At 39.0% G+C, this 18,813-nt stretch carries 14 protein-coding genes and 3 pseudogenes; 14 read left to right on the forward strand and 3 right to left on the reverse strand.

All coding sequences use genetic code 11. The features are described from left to right. Positions 1 to 43 precede the first annotated feature (43 nt). Positions 44 to 2,308 carry a bifunctional glutamate--cysteine ligase GshA/glutathione synthetase GshB gene (gshAB, locus tag BTU61_RS10055; RefSeq protein ID WP_200773417.1) on the reverse strand — a complete coding sequence of 755 codons (2,265 nt, stop codon included), beginning with the start codon at positions 2,306 to 2,308 and terminating at the stop codon, positions 44 to 46. Between the two features lie 381 nt (positions 2,309 to 2,689). Between gshAB and BTU61_RS10060 the strand changes: the two are divergent. Next, positions 2,690 to 3,757 (forward strand): annotated as a pseudogene (locus tag BTU61_RS10060) (IS3 family transposase); the annotation flags it as partial. Between the two features lie 89 nt (positions 3,758 to 3,846). Further along, the gene (locus BTU61_RS10290; RefSeq protein ID WP_222935347.1) at positions 3,847 to 3,951 is read left to right on the forward strand and encodes a hypothetical protein; all 105 of its coding nucleotides are present in this window, start codon (positions 3,847 to 3,849) and stop codon (positions 3,949 to 3,951) included. A 43-nt stretch (positions 3,952 to 3,994) separates the two neighbouring features. Here BTU61_RS10290 and BTU61_RS10065 read toward each other — a convergent pair whose 3' ends face one another. Further along, positions 3,995 to 5,365 carry a sensor histidine kinase gene (locus BTU61_RS10065; RefSeq protein WP_200773418.1) on the reverse strand — a complete coding sequence of 457 codons (1,371 nt, stop codon included), beginning with the start codon at positions 5,363 to 5,365 and terminating at the stop codon, positions 3,995 to 3,997. Next, entirely contained in the window at positions 5,362 to 6,060 is a 699-nt protein-coding gene (locus BTU61_RS10070; RefSeq protein WP_002892257.1) for a response regulator transcription factor, read from the reverse strand. Before BTU61_RS10070 ends, BTU61_RS10065 begins: the two co-directional genes overlap by 4 nt. Positions 6,061 to 6,283: 223 nt before the next feature. Between BTU61_RS10070 and BTU61_RS10075 the strand changes: the two genes are divergently transcribed. The 12 genes and pseudogenes from BTU61_RS10075 to argH form a co-directional block, all read left to right on the forward strand. Further along, on the forward strand, positions 6,284 to 7,195 hold the full coding sequence (locus tag BTU61_RS10075; RefSeq protein WP_200773419.1) for an ABC transporter ATP-binding protein: 912 nt from the start codon (positions 6,284 to 6,286) through the stop codon (positions 7,193 to 7,195). Positions 7,196 to 7,200: 5 nt separating this feature from the next. Continuing rightward, complete coding sequence (locus BTU61_RS10080) at positions 7,201 to 7,950, forward strand: ABC transporter permease (RefSeq protein ID WP_200773420.1); 750 nt, start codon at positions 7,201 to 7,203, stop codon at positions 7,948 to 7,950. Next, on the forward strand, positions 7,947 to 8,675 hold the full coding sequence (locus BTU61_RS10085) for an ABC transporter permease (protein WP_200773421.1): 729 nt from the start codon (positions 7,947 to 7,949) through the stop codon (positions 8,673 to 8,675). Before BTU61_RS10080 ends, BTU61_RS10085 begins: the two co-directional genes overlap by 4 nt. Before the next feature lie 91 nt (positions 8,676 to 8,766). After that, positions 8,767 to 9,258 (forward strand): annotated as a pseudogene (locus BTU61_RS10345) (NADAR family protein); the annotation flags it as partial. Positions 9,259 to 9,472: 214 nt separating this feature from the next. After that, positions 9,473 to 9,820 carry a TIGR04197 family type VII secretion effector gene (locus tag BTU61_RS10095; RefSeq protein ID WP_200773422.1) on the forward strand — a complete coding sequence of 116 codons (348 nt, stop codon included), beginning with the start codon at positions 9,473 to 9,475 and terminating at the stop codon, positions 9,818 to 9,820. A 2-nt stretch (positions 9,821 to 9,822) separates the two neighbouring features. After that, entirely contained in the window at positions 9,823 to 10,176 is a 354-nt protein-coding gene (locus BTU61_RS10100; protein WP_200773423.1) for a DUF3958 family protein, read from the forward strand. Continuing rightward, complete coding sequence (locus BTU61_RS10105; protein ID WP_234700143.1) at positions 10,173 to 12,152, forward strand: EndoU domain-containing protein; 1,980 nt, start codon at positions 10,173 to 10,175, stop codon at positions 12,150 to 12,152. Before BTU61_RS10100 ends, BTU61_RS10105 begins: the two co-directional genes overlap by 4 nt. Positions 12,153 to 12,164: 12 nt before the next feature. After that, positions 12,165 to 12,542 carry a hypothetical protein gene (locus BTU61_RS10110; protein WP_200773424.1) on the forward strand — a complete coding sequence of 126 codons (378 nt, stop codon included), beginning with the start codon at positions 12,165 to 12,167 and terminating at the stop codon, positions 12,540 to 12,542. A gap of 86 nt (positions 12,543 to 12,628) precedes the next feature. Further along, the gene (locus BTU61_RS10115) at positions 12,629 to 13,666 is read left to right on the forward strand and encodes a M42 family metallopeptidase (RefSeq protein ID WP_200773425.1); all 1,038 of its coding nucleotides are present in this window, start codon (positions 12,629 to 12,631) and stop codon (positions 13,664 to 13,666) included. Positions 13,667 to 14,088: 422 nt separating this feature from the next. Then, on the forward strand, positions 14,089 to 16,074 hold the full coding sequence (locus BTU61_RS10120; RefSeq protein WP_200773426.1) for a peptide ABC transporter substrate-binding protein: 1,986 nt from the start codon (positions 14,089 to 14,091) through the stop codon (positions 16,072 to 16,074). Positions 16,075 to 16,389: 315 nt separating this feature from the next. Continuing rightward, positions 16,390 to 17,589 carry an argininosuccinate synthase gene (locus BTU61_RS10125; RefSeq protein WP_200773427.1) on the forward strand — a complete coding sequence of 400 codons (1,200 nt, stop codon included), beginning with the start codon at positions 16,390 to 16,392 and terminating at the stop codon, positions 17,587 to 17,589. A gap of 12 nt (positions 17,590 to 17,601) precedes the next feature. Beyond that, a pseudogene (gene argH / locus BTU61_RS10130) lies at positions 17,602 to 18,798 on the forward strand (argininosuccinate lyase); the annotation flags it as partial. Between the last annotated feature and the right edge of the window lie 15 nt (positions 18,799 to 18,813).

Here is an 18,813-nt window from a genome sequence, read left to right on the forward strand (position 1 = left end):
TCATCGAGATAAAGGTGATTTGTTTGTTCCTAAGAATTAGGTTTTAGGTTTGACTTGTGGCAACTTCTGGAAAAAGCTTGTCTAGGATTTTTGGAGTGATAGCTTGTCCAGGACCTTCAGCACAATAGGTGTGAATATACATAGCGGGATTGAAGTTGAGCTCTATACAAGTGCAATGAGGTTTTTCCTTGCTAGCAGGCTGAGTTTTATCTGGAATGATGAGGTCAACCCCGCAAGCCCAGGCCCCCATGCTAGTCGCTATAGCTGCAGCTAATTCTTGATAGGATGAATCCATGGTCTCAGTGACATCAATAGAGTCGCCACCTGTAGAGATGTTGGAGTTACGGCGGAGATTGACCTTTTTCCCTTCTGGGAGAATATCATCAGGTGCATAACCTTGCTGAGTCAACATCAATTGTTCGATGTCTCCTAGCTTAATGATTTCCAGAGGTGAGCGGTGGTCACGGCCTCGCAATGGATTGACATTTTTCTGAGCGACTAATTCACGAATGGTGTGTTTGCCATCACCGACAACATTAGCAGCGACACGAAGGAGGACAGCCTCACAACGCCCGTCCAGAATGAAGAAACGGTATTCGGTTCCTGGGATAAATTCTTCAACAAGAACAGCTGTATCTTCTGCAAAGGCAATCTCGAGAGCTTTCTTATAGTTATCAAGGCTGGCAGGCTCTTGGAAAATGGAAATGCCCAGACCGAAGTTGGTTGATTTTGGTTTAACCACAATTTGCTTGCCCTTGATAAGAGGATAGTAGGCTAGACCTTGTTCTAGACTGGTAAATTCGTCGCCGGCAGGGACAGGGAAGCCAGCATCAGCCAGAATTTTTTTGGTCACGGTTTTATTAGCCATGGCAAGAGGAACTACATAGTTGTCTTTTGAGGTCATGTTACCATTTTTGACGTACTCAACATGATCTTTATGCCAGAGTTTAAGGAATTGATCCTGCTCATCTAGGATTTCAAAATGAAGCCCCTTTTGAATGGCATCAAAGAGCAGCATCTGGGTAGAAAGTTCCATATCCTCATAACCCTTAAGAGCATAGTGGGCAGTCCAGTCGTAATCATGATAGGCAAGCGCCTTGTCAAGGGCAAAGTCAGAAAGGGACTTGTCTTTGATATGAGGAAGAAGTTGAGCAGCTAGTGTCTGACTGGAATCTGCAAAGGTATCTTTAACTTGTTTGACCAGACCTTGATGATAGTCACCAAGCCCAAAATGTTGCACCAGTTGGTCTAGAGCTGTCGTAATGTTCTGAGTTTCAGCTTCAGAAGGTAGAGGTTCTAAAGGATGAGAGAGGGCAATTTTTTCATTCAGCGCGTGACCTTGAGCCAGAGCCTGATCAACATTTTCAGGGGCATCCAGCCAGAGGAAGGCTAGAAGGAGTAGGTGTACGGTATCCATGGTAGTTTGGCTAATACCGATACGCTCAAAGGGGTTGAGGTCGAAGTTACGGAATTCTAGGTAGGTGATTCCCTTGTCAAGGAAGGAGCGATTAACCTTTTGTCCACGGAAACGAACAGCCGAGTAAAATTCCTTTTCCGCAATCAAATCACCTTGTTCGATATAGTTTTCGATGTCAGAAACATAGTCCTCTAGGCTTGCAAAAGATACTTGTATTTTTTCCTTATTGACATAACCATGGTCGCTGTTTCGGAAGGAACGCACGAGTTCTGGCACTTCTTGATCGAAGAAGCCTTGCTCAGCAACAGGTGCAGCACCAAAGAGATAGGTAATCACCCAACGATAGCGCAAATAGTTCTGAGCCAGCTTAAGATAGAGGGCGTTTTTGAAAGCAATTATATCAATCTGGTGACTTTCTTGGAATAGGGCTTCAACCAAATCTTTCCCTAGTTCCATATTATAGTGGATACCTGAGATAGCTTGTAGTTTAGTTCCGTATTTTTCGGCCAGGTAGTTACGATAATGGCGTTCAAATTCATTTTCCAGTTGGGCAACTTGGATTTCTTGGGCGTTGATACGAGGAGGCATGGACAAGGGCCAGAGAAGTTCATCTTTACTGATGGAACGTCCAGCTACATCGGTAATGGCTCCAAGAAATCGACGAGCCTCAGTGGTAGATTTAGCAACTGGTGTGATGAGTTCCATCTGAAACTCACAAAAATCTGTTTGAATATAAGGGTGGAAACTTCGAGCTCCTAGGCAGGAAGGGTGAGGCGTATGTGCTAATTTTCCCTGTCTATCGACACGAAGACTTTCGCGTTCAATTCCAAAGTTAGCTTGAAGGATAGGGCTAGTAGGCTCCAGCTTTTGAAGCAGTTGATTTATAGTCATAGAGTCACCTTTTCATCTAATGTTAGTGATAGTCTATTATAAATAGGAGAAGAAAACAACTTTCCGCTACGGTTAAGGGAAATTTCCGAATGTTTTAGATAAGAATTCTTAAAACCAGTTGCTTTTTAGATCTATTATATACAAAAATTGTAAGATACCCACCGATTTTTATGTAAAATGTTATTTCTCTTGCAATTTAAATCAAATTAGCCGATACTAGTGACGTATATATGAGAACGAAAGAATCCCTAGGGTCGGCACTGCACCCATAAAATGAGACACAAGAAAACACTCCTGTTGAATTCTGGTAAACTAGAAACAGGGGTGTTTTGTTATGGTCAAAAAGCATATTCAGTAGAAACTAAGCTAGCCTGTATCGAAATGACGAAGGCAGGCAAATCAAATAAAGTTATCATGGATACCCTCAGCATCAAAAATGCTACTCAGGTGAAAACCTGGTGGCAATGGTATCAGAATGATGAATTGTACCGTTTCCACCAACCCGTGGGGAAACAATATACTTATGGAAAAGAAATGAAACAATTATCTGAAGTGGAACAGTTACATTTGCAGGTGGAATTACTAAAAAAGTATCAGAGCTTGGTAAGAAAATCGACAAAGTAAGTCTTATCAAGCTAGTGGAAGAGTATAAGAAAACATGCCCTGTATCTATTGTTTTAGAGTGTTTCGGAGTCAAACGCTCCACCTTTTATCGCTGGAAATAGGAGAGTAAGAATTCTCAGAAAAGAGACGAAATAGCAGATAAAATCGAACAACTCTGTATGGCAAATCGCTTTATTTACGGCTATCGAACCATCACTCGCTTACTAAAGAAAGTTTATAACCTCGTCGTTAATCGCAAGAAGGTCTATCGTATCATGAAGGAAAAGGGCTGCCTTTGCCGTGCCCGTCCCAAGAAGGGACCTAAATTAGGGAAGCCTTACCATGTAACAGACAATAAGCTGGATCGTGATTTTCAGGCAGACAAGCCTATGGAGAAGCTTGTCATAGACATCACCTACCTCTACTTTGGAAACTGTAGACTTTATCTATCTTCGATCATGGATCTCTATAATCGTGAAATAGTAGCTTATACCATCTCAGAGTGTCAAGATACTAACTTTGTACCATCAACTTGAGCTACCTCAAGGGGTACTTTTACACAGCGATCAGGGATCTGTCTACACCTCAAAAGCCTACTATCAAGCTTGTACGGAAAAAGGCATCACCCGCTCCATGTCCCGAAAAGGAACACCAGCAGATAATGCCTGTATCGAATGGTTTCACTCTGTTCTCAAGTCTGAAACCTTCTCTCTCCATAAGTGAAGAAACATAACTGGAGATAGTATAACAGATATTGTCAAAAATTACATCATATTTTATAATGAAACTAGAATTCAACAAAAATTGAATGACCAGTCCCCTGTAGAGTACAGAGAATTGGTCGTAGAAGGGGTCCAGCAACCGAAGGGCGCTAGCCTTCAAATTTTCCTCCCAAAATGTGTCCAAAATATTGACAGAATTCCAACACGGAAGATTTGGCACAGAATGGATTATTTGGTTTTACGACTTTCTTTATCATCTTTAACCTTGCTTTGCTTGTCTTGGCAGGCTGGGTAGGGTATAAGTGGAAGATAAGATGAAAAAAATGGAGAAAACTCTAATGGTTCTTCTCCATTTTTTTATCTAATTGGTAATGTTGAAAATCGGAAGTGAAATGATACTTTCAAAGAATTCATTTTGGACACTAGCAAACGAAATAGAGCCCTGATGCAAATCAACAATTTGTTTTGAAATTTTTAGCCCAATTCCAGTCGTTCTAATTTTAGAAATATCAATGCTTTTAAAAGATAATTCATTAAGTTCAGCAATTTTTTCTGGTGAAGCTCCCTGTCCATTATCTTTGATTTCGACAATTACATTTGTATCTTTTTTGAATAAGTGGATTCTTATTGTGCAACCCTTTTCGTTATGTAAAACAGAGTTGTAGATGATATTATGGATAACTCTCGTGATTAAAAACTGCTCAATCATGATAGATTGATTAACAAGTGAATAATCGTAATCAAATTCAAATTCAAAATCATTCCAGATTTCTTGATTTAAAATATGGATGAGAATGTCTTTGAAGAAGGGGATAATTTTTGTTTCAGTCTGATTTAATTGAAGATGACCGGATGAAAGGCGAGCTACTATATTTAAGTCATTTAAAATATTTTGGATGTAATAGGATTCCGTCAATATTGGGCGAATATGTTTTTTAGACTGTGTATCTAGTTTAGAATCATTTAACAAGGACGCGTTAGAAATGATGACAGAAAGAGGTGTTTTGATATCGTGTGCAATACCTGAAATCCATTGCTCTTTAAAGACTTCATTCTCTTTGAGTAGAGTATCAGTTTGATTAATTGCAGTTGTAAGATATTCTAGTTCTGATATAGAATTTATTGGATTTTTCAAACCATCTGGGAGATTCTGAATAGCAGTTACAAGAGGTGCAATTTTACGATTGATATGCGTCACACCATAGTAGTAAAGAAAAGCGAAATAGAGGCAGTTGAAAAGCAATACTCCAAATGCTACTAGCGGAATCAGGCGAATACTATCTATATCTAAGTAATTATAACTATAACGAGCAATTTTATCTTTTGGAAAACCAACAACAATGATGTAGTCACCTTTTATCTGACTAAAAACAGGATAATCTGAAAGATAATAGCGAGAAAATTGTAAAATGTCCCCATAGTCAAATTGCGAAGGAACTTCTGTAGGTTTATACTGTTCGTACACTTGTTTTCCAGTCTGCTTATCCAATACCATGAGCCATAACTTTTGTTCTTTTAGACTAGAAAGATCATTTCTAGGTATGTGGACGTTATTTTTTGTGATGGTAATGTGTTCAGAAATTATTTTCACAGTCTCAGTAGCAGTTTGCTTTTCCTTAATGTAGAAAACAAAACTGGCAATTAGAAGAATATTGGTAATGAAGATAATGATGGAAAAAAAGATAAATTTCTTTAGTGAATACCTTAAAATTTTGGTTTGGTTTATAATCATGATAACAATTTATATCCCAGCCCTTTAGCTGTCTTTAAATATTGAGGTTTTGAAGGATTTTCTTCTATTTTTTCTCGAATTTTCCGAATATGTACAGTCAAAGTGTTTTCATAACCAAAGCTATCCACTCCCCAAATCGTATCACAGAGAGATTCGGTTGAAACGATGTAATTTTTATTATCGTAAAGTTTTTTCAAAATCTGAATTTCAATTGGCGTAATAGAAATTTCTGCTCCATTTTTTTGTACTGTTGCATTCCGAAAACTCACCAAAGTCTGTCCAATCTGTATTGCTTCCTGTTCTGATTTATAGCTTCTCCGGAGCAGAGCCATAATACGATAGATAAGATTTTTTGGAATGAAGGGTTTCATGACATAATCATCACCACCAGCATTGAAACCAGCTACCTCATCTTCAGGATTATTTTTGGCAGTCAGAAAGAGGATAGGTGTATCGCCTTTTTTTCGGATATGTTTTGCTAATGTGTAGCCGTCACCATCGGGGAGCATAATGTCCAAAAGGAAAAGGTCGAACTGCTCTGTTTCAATCATGTCCAAACTAGATTCTATATCATAGGCTGATGTTAGATTGGAAAATCCGTAGGCAGTGAGAATATCTCTTATGGAAGAGTTTAAAATTTTATCGTCATCAATGATAAGGATGTGCTTATTCAGGAGTTGTTGTTCGAAATTCATAATCTTACCTCACTTATCTATATTATACCATTTAAAAGAGTGAAAAAAGGTAAAACACTTTAATCTTAATGTAAAATTAAGGTTAGCTTAGTTTAAAATTAATCTAGCATGTCTATAATAAAGACATAACCTAGATAGAGATACTTCTCAAATAAATTTTAATCAGTGAGGTATTTCCAAATGGCTAAACAACAAATGAATCTCGTTGAGGAGGAAGTTCATAATGATTAGTAATGTTTTACAGATAAAAAACTTACAAAAGGAATTTAAGGACACTCAGGTAGTTAACCTTAGTTCCTTATCAGTTCAACAAGGTGAGATTTATGGTTTTCTAGGTCCAAATGGAGCTGGGAAAACAACCACCATGAAGATGATTTTGTCTTTGATTTCTCGTACAGCTGGGGAGATTGAAGTGTTCGGTCAATCTATAGGTACGGACAAGCAGTATCTTAATCAGATTGGCTCTATGATTGAAGAACCATCTTATTATCCTAATTTGACAGGCTATGAAAATCTCTTGGTCTTCCAAAAAATCCTTGGATTTGATAAGAAAAATATTCAGGAAACCTTGAAAATTGTGGGGTTAGATCAACCTAAAAACAAGAAAAAATTGGTTAAAGATTATTCCTTGGGTATGAAACAGCGTTTGGCTTTAGCCTTTGCCTTAGTCAAGAAACCACGTTTGTTGATACTGGATGAGCCAACAAACGGGCTAGACCCAGCAGGGATTCATGAAATTCGGGAACTGATTATCAAGTTGGCAAAAGAACAGGGCATTACTGTCTTCATCTCTACCCATATCCTTTCTGAAGTAGAGCATATTGCTGACCGTGTGGGGATTATCAATCATGGACAACTGGTTTACGAGGGAGAAATTCGTAAAATTCAGTCCAATAAATGGCTGGAAGTGCGTGGGGATTTTAGAGATCGACGTGAAGTCATTAGCCAAGTGTTATTTGGTTATCCGTGCAAGATGTTAGAGATACAAGAGGATAAACTCAAGCTGACTAACCTTACCGATCAGCAGATTTCTAGTTTGTTACGAGATTTAATAGTCGAGAAAGTTCCAATTTATGAAGTGAAGCAAGAACAAGAAACCTTGGAATCTATCTTCCTTAACTTAACCAAGGAGTGAGTCTTATGTTGAATAATTTGTCTATTGAATTGCTCAAGGCCAAACGAACCAAATCCTTCCTCATTAGCATACTAGTTATGGGAGTTGGATTTGCTTGGGCAATTGTAGCCGCTACACGCTACCTAAGTAATCCACACATGCACCAGATTAGCCTAATTTTCTATATGATAAAAGAAGTAAATGGCTTGATTCTTCCTATTGTGGTTGCTCTCTTTGTATCGCGGATTGTCAAGAACGAGAAGGAGGGCAACACTTTCAAACTGCTTTTGGCAAATGGTGAAAATGTACGGCATATCTTTCTGAGTAAGCTTGGCCTGACTATGTTCGTTTTGACCTTTCTCGCTTTTTTGGAGGGAGTAGTAGTCCAGTTGATTGCAATCTTATCTGGTCTAGAAATGCCTGTTAGCCTAATCCTCTGGCAAATCGTCATTTTCCTGCTAGCCTCTTTTGTCTTGACCTGTCTGTTTTTGACTTTGCAGTTTTTACTGAAAAAGCAGGCATTGATACTGTCATTAGGGATTTTCGGAGGATTTCTTGGAGTTGGATTTGGTCATGCCCCAGCTTTTCTACAGCTGATTTTCCCTTTTGGTGGTATAGGATATCTGTCTCTGGTGGATTACCAGCAAGTCGCCAGTCAAGTGAGTTATGTTTTGGTGACAAACCTAGGATTTAAACTCTTTACATATTTGCCAATAGCCCTAATCTATCTCTTCTTATCTCTCTATCTGGTTGAAAAGAAAGGAGGCAAGCTATGATGTCTTATCTATCAGTAGAATGGCGGAAAACCAAAAAATTTTCCATGCTGATGATTGGTATTTGGTTCTTAGCTTTTTGTAGCCTGATTGGTCTTGGGATTTACTTTGGTTCAGCTTATTCTATGGTTTCAGAAAGTGAAAAGGTACCTGTTTTATGGGGACAATTGACCTTCTATTATAGCCAGCTTTTCTTTCCGATTTTGGTCAGCCTTTATGTAGCCATGATGTTAGGAAAAGAGTTTGATAGAAAAAATATTGAATTTCTCAGAGCTAATAATGTCAGTCTTGGGAAATTATTATTGGCAAAAGAAATAGTAATTATCTTGTTTATTGCTGTTTTACAGTTGTTCTTGTTTGGTATTTTTTATGTAAGTGCTCACCTAGCTCATTTAGAAATTTCTAATTTGTTCACCTACCTCAAGTGGGATTTATTGGGGATTTTTGGAACAATTAGTATGATGGCAGTGCAGTTTTTTGTAACAGCTAAAACTCGTGTTTTCAGTAAATCTGTGGGAATTGGTGCTATTGGTACTTTCATAGGATTTATGATGATTTTTGTATCAGATAAATTATCTTTAATCTATCCCTACTCCCAAGCTATGGTGGCAATGCGGTCACGGAATTTGATAGACTTTAATTTAGTGGAAATAGTGCTGTTTATCATTGTAAATATTCTTCTGTGGGGGATTTTTCATACATTGAGTAATAAAGAATTGCATAAGTAATGCGAAGACTCTTCGGAGTCTTTTTCTTGTGATAAAAGCTCCAAGCTTTATCTGGTATGCTTGACCTAGTTTTTTAGAAAGAAGGTCTAAGATGTTAAATATAGTCAAAACTAAAGCCTTAATTAGTGTTGGAGCAGTGGCTGCAACTAGCTTTATTCTCATGATGGGATATCCTGCTGGTCAACACTCGACTGTTAAACAAAGTCGCAAAGAGATTGAATTGGCTGAAGCTAAACTTGTAGAGGATAAACAAGCGGAAGATAAAGCCAGCATTTTGTCATCAGATACTGTATTAGTGCCCCAAATTCAAGAGAAAATTCGTCAGATAGCATCTCCGATGGATGCTGCCTTAGAGGGGCGCAATCGTCAAAATCCCTTGAGACCAGATTGGGAAGAGATCAAAGATGAGGTGATGCTCCAGGTCCTTCGGATGAAATTTAGCCAAAATCCCGAAATCGCTAAAGAATTGCTCGCGACAGGAGATGCCATCCTCATCGAACATACACGAAATGACGACTACTGGGCTGATGGAGGAGATGGCTCTGGGAAGAACAAGCTAGGCCTTCTCTTAATGCAAGTACGAGAAGAGTTGAAAAACTCAAACCCGTAACCTTTCCTCAAGCTATTCCATTTAACACCCTAAGTTTGGTATGAATTCCGCAATGATCAATAATAAGGAACTCAAGTCAGTCGGCTTGAGTTTTTTGTGTGAGCGAATGTGCTGGGAATACCACTAACTAGGCTTTTTTATAGCTGTGAAAGATGTTATAATATGAAAAAATTTAAAGGAGAAATGAATGGGAGATAAATACACCGTAAAAAGTGATCTTTCGGTGGCTGCTAAGCATGCTACTGCAATAGGATCTGCCAATAATCATTCAGCTATTACAGTTCAAAGAGATGAACAAACGACAGTTGCTGGTAATAATAGTGCTAAAAATGGTATTAGTCAATTTGAGAATCTTCAGACTCAGCTATCGAATCATATTGTGAATATGATTCAAAATATCCATAGCTTAGCTGAGCAATTTGAAGATAAGGATGCCATGATTCGTCAAAATTTAAATATTCTGAATACTATTCAGTCTAAGCCATCATTCTCAAATGAAGCGAAATCAAAATACTTAGATGTATTAGAGGATTAGATATGAGTGCAGAAGATACATGGAATAAGCTCCATGAGAAAGAACTACAACTTTCAGATAAGGAGTGGGACTTATATCAGCAAATAGAAAAATTAGATTCGAAGAAAATGGAAGTAATGGATCAGCTGTTGAATGATTCTCATTGGTTAAATGATCTAGATTTTCTTTTCGAAGGTAGCAGATATCAAAGTCAAATGATGGATGACCAGTTAGAATTCCAGCATCAAGTGAGAATAATGGAATATAGTCTGGATAAAGAATTAGAAAAACTTCGGAAAGAACATAAATCTATTGAAATGAAGTTAGATTCGATTCACCAAGAAAAAAGACGATTAGTGACGGAGGAAATCACATGAGTATAGATATGTATCTAGAATCCGCCAACAGCCAGGCAACTAGTTTATCTAGTATATCCGCCCAGTGCGTGCAACAGAATATTGAATTGATTAAAGTTCTTAAAAATTTTGTAGCTGAAGAAGAGTTAAAAGGGCATGCTTACGACTCAGCAAAGGCGCATATTACAAGTACTGTAATTCCATTAATCCAAGGGATTGTCTTGTACCAAGAATCACTGGCGGAGGAGTGTCAAAAATTTGTCAGTCAATATACCTCTGATGTAGATAGTAAAAGTTGGCGTCAAGTGGATTTAGAGGAAAAAATTAGGGAAGCAGATCAAAAGATTTCCAGTCTAAGACAGTTAATGGAAACAAAATCAGATAATAAGATTTCAGCTTTTCTAAATCTTTCGGTCTCCATAGCTGTATTCGAGGGAGTAAAACAAAAGTTACAGAAAATATTAATTAGCCTGCTTACTTTTAATGCAGTATCTCCAACTATCTTTTTAAATTCAGAGCGGTATTTATTGGCCGTTCAAAACGGGTTTGCCCAAGCTGCACAATCATGGGATGCTGCTAGTGGAACCTACTTGCCACCAAGTAGTGGATCGGATCTATCGTGGAAACAAACAATCTCTTTAGGATGGCAAAAACGACAAGCAGTCCTGAACAAAGTGAAGAGTCCGAAGGTTGAAACGTTAGAAGACAAACTCTCAAAAATGTCACGTGCAGAACTGGAGGAAGAGTATGGAGATGTGATTCAAGCCTATAAAAGGTTTACGAATATGGGGCAAGGTGATACGATTCTCGCAAAATGGGATATGAATGATCTCAAATTGTTATGGAAGCGGTATAATGAAGTGAAGGATGATCACTTAGGATTATTACCTTCAGAATTAGCCAAGGTGGACCCGAAATTTAAGAAACGTATCGATGCAATGGATCAAGAAGCGATAGAAGAGGCCTATCCAGAACTTAAAACATTGATCTCCATGGCTCATGTGAATCCCTATGCACAACTATTTAAATCTGAAACAGAACGCGCCAATTATGATTACCTACTAGATCGCTATTTCCTTTTAGATAGTCAAAAAATGCTTAGTTGGCGAGATCCCGCCTTTCAAACTAAATATGATTATTATATAATTGAAGAAGGAATTAATCCTTTTACAGGCAAACCAGCTACACAGGAAGAAATCAATCGGGCAAAAAATATCAAGAAGGTGAGGGCTTTTACTGAGAGCTTGCAACTGGCAAGTTCCCTGTATACCTCTTATGTTGGATACAATCAGTACTACAATAAACCCTATACAACGTTCTCGGATGTATTTAGTAAAGTAAAAGGGAAGGTTCCATTCTTCAATAGGAAACCAGTAATTCCTAAGGTAGAAACCAATGTTAAAACTATAACAGAACCACCAAAAACTTATGATCGTGAACGCATTTTACGAAATATAGAAGAGAGCAAAATTGCGAGAGAGAGTTCGAATTTTAAACAGTATGTTGCAAAAGAAGAATCTTTAATTGAAAGTTGGAATCGGAATGCTTCTGCATTCAAAATGTACAATTTGGATGACTTAGCAAATCTCAAACATACAGAAAACTTTACCGAGAAGTCTTTGAGTCACATTTTTGAAGGTGATTTAAATAAAAAAGGTCGAGCAGGAGGATACCACTATGATATGATAGAGGGGACTACTGGCAGTATTATAGAAGGTACGAAAAGTTCTGTCTTAAACGATGCTGGAGTTTATGAAGCGAAAGTTGAAGTAAATGGGACTCTTAAGAAAGCTAACGGAGGTAAATCAACCTTCTTTCCCGATCATATGAGTCCTCAGGAGGTTGTTGATGCTATTAATGAGGCGTATAATAATAAGATTTATCAAGAAGGTTCAAGAGGTGTTTATGTTGGCGAGAGTAAGGGAGGAATAAAAATTAGAATGATTCTTACTGATAATGGAAAAATTATTACAGCTTATCCAATTGTTTCAAAGTAGAAAGGTTTATAAATGTTAAGAAGAGAATATAAATTATTTAAAAATATTGGAAACAAGGATTCACTTACCGTTCAGTATAATAATGAAAATTATAAAATTTTAACAACCTTTATGATGACGGAAGTTACTGATTTTTATCCAGATGTTCTAGAAGCTTTGGAGAGTGTCATTTCTGGAAGTATGGAAGAATACGCTTTTGATGGAAATTTATTGGGGATCGAAGTTGGAAAAGAAATAACAGAAGTTTACTTCCAATTTGAGGAAGAACTTTTAGGAGACCCTTGTTTTATTCCAACTGATGAACTATATAAATTAGTAATTGAGTGGAAAGAAATGGAAGATAGAATGCACAGAGGGGAAGATATTTTTCCTCTTACCCTAGAGGATTGATGTTAAAAAACTCTACCCTGTAACCTCTCCTCTGGCTATTCCACCTATTTCATGCTAGAATAAAGAAAAACACATTTGGAGGCATTATGAATCAGACAGTGACTTATTTGCAGGAATTGACAGCCATTCCTTCACCGACCGGTTTTACACGGGAGATCGCAGACTACTTGGTCAAAACCATTGAAGGCTTTGGGTACGAAGTAACTCGGACGGCTAAGGGTGGCGTGAATGTGACCGTACCTGGTGTGATCACAGACAAGCAACGCTACGTCACAGCCCATGTGGATACCTTGGGGGCTATTGTCCGCGCTGTGAAAGCAGATGGTCGCCTCAAGCTAGACCGTATCGGTGGTTTCCCTTGGAATATGATTGAAGGGGAAAACTGTACGGTCCATGTAGCCAATACAGGAAAGACCCATTCGGGGACAATTTTGGTCCATCAGACTTCTTGCCACGTCTACAAGGATGCGGGAACTGTCGAGCGGAACCAGGACAATATGGAAGTCCGTCTGGATGAAAAAGTAACCAATGAAAAAGAAACGCGTGCCCTTGGCATTGAAGTGGGTGATTTTGTCAGCTTTGATCCACGGACCATTGTGACAGACACCGGCTTTATCAAATCTCGTCACTTAGATGACAAGGTGAGTGCGGCGATTCTCTTGAATCTTCTACGCATCTACAAGGAAGAACAGATTCAATTGCCAGTAACGACCACCTTTGCCTTTTCAGTCTTTGAAGAAGTGGGGCATGGTGCTAACTCTAGTATCCCGTCTGAAGTAGTAGAGTACTTGGCAGTGGATATGGGGGCTATGGGAGATGACCAAGCGACGGATGAATACACGGTATCCATCTGTGTCAAAGACGCTTCAGGACCGTATCACTACGAATTCCGTCAGCATTTAGTAGCCTTGGCAAAAGCCCAAGAAATCCCTTATAAGTTGGATATCTATCCTTTCTATGGCTCAGATGCCTCTGCAGCCATGAGTGCAGGAGCAGAAGTCAAACACGCTCTTCTCGGAGCAGGGATCGAATCTAGCCACTCATATGAGCGGACCCACTTGGATTCTGTAGTCGCAACAGAGCGCATGGTCGATGCCTACCTCAAGAGTGACTTAGTAGAGTAAAAAGAACAACTATATTATCTAGTGGTTTAGAATGTTAACAAATAATTTTAAAATTAAGTGATATAAGTGATTCGAAAAAGTAGAATTGATATCTTTCCAGATTAAGACAGGAGTATATGGAAACTTTCCGCTGTGAGATAGGTGCCTGAAACACATTTGTTTCAGGCACTCGGGAGTTTTGAAACCTTAGATTCAAAACTAAGTCATGGAACTTCCTGGATTGCTGAAATTATCCACTGGATAATTTCACCTAACGTCCGAACTCACTTAAGGAAAGTTTCTAAGATAACTCGATCTTCGATTTTAACTACTCCACGGAGTAGTTTTTTTAAAAAACTAAAATTTTCTGAAAATTCCTTTTCTTCTGAAAATCTTTGTGGTATAATCTTAAAATAAACTTAAAATTTCTTAAGGAGTTTTACATGAAAAAAAGAAATGTCATTGCACTTGCGGGAGTTGCTCTCCTTTCAGCAGGGATCCTAGCAGCTTGTTCTGGTGGTTCGAAATCATCTAGCTCAAGCAACGGTCAAAAATTCTCATATGTCTATGAGACGGAGCCTGAAAACTTGAACTACTTGACTTCAAGTAAAGCAGCAACCCATGATATCACAGGAAACTTGATTGATGGTTTGTTTGAAAATGACAAATATGGTAACTTGATTCCATCTCTTGCAAAAGACTGGACAGTTTCCCAAGATGGTTTGACTTATACTTATAAACTTCGTGATGATGCTAAATGGTATGATTCAGAAGGCGAAGAGTATGCGGATGTCACCGCTAAAGATTTCGTCACAGGGATCAAATATGCAGCTGATAATAAATCAGAAATGCTCTACATCATCCAAGATTCTATCAAAGGCTTGAATGACTACGTCAGTGGTAAAAATAAAGATTTCTCAGCTGTAGGAGTAAAAGCAGTTGATGATCATACCCTTCAAATCACTTTGAACCAACCAGAATCATTCTGGAACTCTAAATTGACACTTGGGATCACTTTCCCTGTCAATGAAAAATTCGTAAAATCAAAAGGAGATAAATTCGCCCAAGCAAGTGATACTAGCTCCCTTCTTTACAATGGTCCTTACATCTTGAAGAGCTTTACTTCAAAATCTTCGATCGAAATGACCAAAAACCAAAACTACTGGGACAAAGACAAAGTTTATATCTCAGATGTCAAATTGGAGTTCTACGATGGACAAGATCAAAGTAAATTGGCCAAATCATTTGCGGACAATGGTCTTAGCTTAGCAAAACTCTTCCCAACTGGATCTGGTTATTCAGAGCAAGCCAAGGAATTCAAGGATGAAATTACCTATACTCCTCAAGATGCCGCTTCTTATGTCATTGGTACCAACATCGATCGTCAATCTTACAAACACACTGCTAAGAAGACCGATGAGGAAAAACAATCTACGAAGAAAGCTCTCTTAAACAAGGACTTCCGTCAAGCGATCAGCTTTGCCTTCAATCGTGAAGCGTATGCTGCTCAATTGAACGGAAAAGACGGAGCAAGCAAGATCATCCGTAACCTCTACATTCCACCAACATTTGTCCAAGCTGATGGAAAGACCTTTGGTGAAATGGTGAAAACACAATTGGATACCTACGGAGATGAGTGGAAATCTACTAAACTAGATGATGGTCAAAACGGTCTCTTCGATGCGAAGAAAGCAAAGGAAGAGTTTGCAAAAGCGAAAACTGCTTTGGAAGCAGAAGGTGTGAAATTCCCAATTCACATCGATATGCCTGTAGACCAAACCACTCCATCAAGAGTTCAACGGGTGCAATCTTTCAAACAATCAGTTGAAGAAGCGCTTGGTAAAGAAAATGTCGTCATCGATATCCAAATGCTTTCCAAAGAAGACCTTCAAAATGCGACCCTCTTTGCGCCGAATGCGGCTGGCGAAGACTGGGATCTTTCTGATAATGTTGGATGGAGCCCTGACTACCAAGACCCATCAACTTACATGGATATCTTGAAAGCTTCATCTGGTGAAAATACTAAGACTTTCCTTGGATTTGACCCAAGTGAAAACAATGAAGCAGCTAAAAAAGTTGGTCTGTACGACTTTGAAAAGATGATCAAAGATGCTGGTGCAGAAACACAAGACGTTAACAAACGCTATGAAAAATATGCGGCTGCGCAAGCTTGGTTGACTGATAGCGCCCTTGTTATGCCAACTTCTTCATCAACTGGACGTCCATTCTTGACACGTATTGAACCATTCTCAGCTCCATTTGCATGGACTGGTGGAAAAGGAAAAGACCACGTTATCTACAAAGGAATGAAACTCCAAGACAAAGCTGTGACAACTGCTGACTACAACAAAGCCCTTGAAAAATGGCAAAAAGAACAAGCAGAGTCAAATAAAAAAGCACAAGAAGATCTTAAGAAACACGTCAAATAAGACTTCATATAGAGAAAGAGAGAACTTGCTTCTCTCTTTTTTATGCATTCGAAAAGACTGAAATAGATGGTTTTACCCATTTTCCAACTAAAAAATCATCTGATCATCTAATTTTCAGAAAAAGTATGAAAACAAACAAACCTATTATTTAGGTGATTTTAAACTGTTTTACTAATTAAAATTTTGATATTTATCAAAATCAATAAATATTTATAAAACGTATTAATTTAAATAATTATTAAATTTTCCTTGACTTCTTCTATTTTTCGGAGTAGAATAGGTGACAATATATTCATAGAAGGTAGAGGTAATCGTATGGTGAAAGATAAAGTAATACTAGCTTATTCGGGTGGTTTGGATACGTCAGTGGCCATCACCTGGTTGAAGAAAGACTATGATGTCATCGCCGTCTGTATGGATGTCGGTGAGGGAAAAGATCTGAGTTTTATTCACGATAAGGCCTTGAAGGTCGGTGCGATTGAATCGCATGTGATTGATGTCAAAGACGAGTTTGCTGAAGACTATGTTTTGGTTGCGCTACAAGGACACACCTTCTACGAACAAAAATATCCTCTCGTGTCCGCTTTGAGTCGACCATTGATTTCGAAGAAATTAGTCGAAATCGCTCATCAAACAGGAGCGACCACCATTGCTCATGGCTGTACCGGAAAAGGCAATGACCAAGTGCGTTTTGAGCTTGCTATCGCCTCTCTAGATCCGTCTCTCAAGGTGGTTGCCCCTGTTCGGGAGTGGAAGTGGTCACGTGAGGTAGAAATCAATTATGCCAAAGAAAATGGTGTGCCCATTCCAGCTGATTTAGATTCTCCTTATTCGGTGGACCAAAACCTTTGGGGGCGGGCCAATGAATGTGGAGTTCTAGAAAATCCTTGGAATCAGGCACCAGAAGATGCCTATGATCTGACTGTAGCACCAGAAAAGGCTCCAGATACGCCACTTTTTGTGGATATTGATTTCGAAGAAGGGGTTCCCGTGGCCTTGGATGGTGAGAAGATGAAATTGTCAGAGTTGATTCTGAAATTGAATGATCTGGCAGGTGCCCACGGAGTTGGTCGGATCGACCACGTTGAAAATCGGTTGGTCGGAATCAAATCGCGTGAGATTTACGAATGTCCAGGTGCTATCACTCTTCTAGCTGCCCATAAAGATATTGAAGATTTGACCCAAGTCAGAGAATTAGCACACTTTAAACCAATCATTGAAAATGAACTGTCAAACCTTATTTACAATGGTCTTTGGTTTAATCCTGCCACAGAGGCTCTAATTGCTTATCTAAAACAGACACAAAAAGTTGTTAATGTTACAGCCAAAGTGAAATTGTATAAAGGAACTGCTACAGTGGTAGCTCGGAAGTCTAACAATTCACTTTATGATGAAAATCTCGCAACTTACACGAGTGCAGATACGTTTGATCAAGATGCAGCAGTTGGCTTTATCAAGCTCTGGGGCTTGCCATCGAAGGTGCATGCCGAAGTACAGGCACATCTAGAAAAGTAGAAAGGATCTACTATGACAAACCATAAATTATGGGGCGGACGCTTTGAAGCTGCTTTAGAAGATTGGGTAGAAAAATTTGGGGCTAGTATCGGTTTTGACTACCGGCTTGCTCCTTACGATCTAAAAGGTAGCTTGGCCCATGTCAAGATGCTAGGTCAGACTGGGATTCTCACCCAAGAGGAAGCCAAGGCTATTGAGGCAGGGCTTGAGACTTTATTGGCACGTTATGAGGCTGGTGAATTACAGTTTGATGTGCAAAATGAGGATATCCATATGAATATGGAGGCTCTGTTGACCGAAGAGATTGGTCCAGTAGCAGGGAAACTGCATACAGCCCGTTCTCGAAATGATCAAGTAGCGACAGATATGCATCTCTATCTGAAGGATCAGTTGCGGCTGATTGATCAGAAGTTGTTGCATCTCCGTCAGGTTTTAGTGACACTGGCTGAAGAGAATGTTGAAACCATCATGCCTGGCTATACACACTTGCAACACGCGCAACCGATCAGTTTTGCCCATCACCTTTTGGCCTACTACCAAATGTTTACCCGGGATAGTCAACGTTTTGGCTTTAATATGGAGCATACGGATCTTTCCCCACTTGGAGCAGCAGCACTGGCTGGGACGACCTTCCCAATTGATCGCCAACTTTCAGCAGATTTGATGGGCTTTAAGGGAATTTATCACAATTCGCTGGATGCTGTCAGTGATCGTGACTTTATCCTTGAGTTTTTATCCAATAGCAGTATCTTGATTATGCATCTCTCTCGCTTTTGCGAAGAGTTAATCAATTGGTGCAGTTATGAGTACGGATTTGTCAGCCTATCAGACACCTTTAGTACCGGATCTTCGATCATGCCACAAAAGAAAAATCCAGATATGGCTGAATTGATCAGAGGCAAGAGTGGACGGATCTATGGTCATCTGATGGGACTCTTGACCATTATGAAATCCTTGCCACTTGCCTATAATAAAGATTTGCAGGAAGACAAGGAAGGGATGTTTGATACGGTCGACACCATCCAGAAGTCCCTTGATATCATGGCAGGAATGCTATCTACGATGACCGTCAATAAGGATCGGATGCTAACGTCGACTCAAAAGGATTTTTCAAATGCGACAGAATTAGCAGATTACCTCGCAAAAAAAGGAATTCCTTTCCGAAAAGCGCATGAGATTGTCGGCAAATTGATCCTTGAATGTACTAAAACATACTAAGATTAG

This window comes from Streptococcus lactarius, from assembly GCF_016642265.1.
Classification (GTDB): domain Bacteria; phylum Bacillota; class Bacilli; order Lactobacillales; family Streptococcaceae; genus Streptococcus; species Streptococcus lactarius.

Excerpts from the sequence above, each read along its gene's own strand:
- gshAB (WP_200773417.1), bottom strand. The coding sequence starts at position 2,308 with ATGACTATAAATCAACTGCTTCAAAAGCTGGAGCCTACTAGCCCTATC.
- BTU61_RS10065 (WP_200773418.1), bottom strand. The coding sequence starts at position 5,365 with ATGATTATAAACCAAACCAAAATTTTAAGGTATTCACTAAAGAAATTT.
- BTU61_RS10070 (WP_002892257.1), bottom strand. The coding sequence starts at position 6,060 with ATGAATTTCGAACAACAACTCCTGAATAAGCACATCCTTATCATTGAT.
- BTU61_RS10075 (WP_200773419.1), top strand. The coding sequence starts at position 6,284 with ATGATTAGTAATGTTTTACAGATAAAAAACTTACAAAAGGAATTTAAG.
- BTU61_RS10080 (WP_200773420.1), top strand. The coding sequence starts at position 7,201 with ATGTTGAATAATTTGTCTATTGAATTGCTCAAGGCCAAACGAACCAAA.
- BTU61_RS10085 (WP_200773421.1), top strand. The coding sequence starts at position 7,947 with ATGATGTCTTATCTATCAGTAGAATGGCGGAAAACCAAAAAATTTTCC.
- BTU61_RS10095 (WP_200773422.1), top strand. The coding sequence starts at position 9,473 with ATGGGAGATAAATACACCGTAAAAAGTGATCTTTCGGTGGCTGCTAAG.
- BTU61_RS10100 (WP_200773423.1), top strand. The coding sequence starts at position 9,823 with ATGAGTGCAGAAGATACATGGAATAAGCTCCATGAGAAAGAACTACAA.
- BTU61_RS10105 (WP_234700143.1), top strand. The coding sequence starts at position 10,173 with ATGAGTATAGATATGTATCTAGAATCCGCCAACAGCCAGGCAACTAGT.
- BTU61_RS10110 (WP_200773424.1), top strand. The coding sequence starts at position 12,165 with ATGTTAAGAAGAGAATATAAATTATTTAAAAATATTGGAAACAAGGAT.
- BTU61_RS10115 (WP_200773425.1), top strand. The coding sequence starts at position 12,629 with ATGAATCAGACAGTGACTTATTTGCAGGAATTGACAGCCATTCCTTCA.
- BTU61_RS10120 (WP_200773426.1), top strand. The coding sequence starts at position 14,089 with ATGAAAAAAAGAAATGTCATTGCACTTGCGGGAGTTGCTCTCCTTTCA.
- BTU61_RS10125 (WP_200773427.1), top strand. The coding sequence starts at position 16,390 with ATGGTGAAAGATAAAGTAATACTAGCTTATTCGGGTGGTTTGGATACG.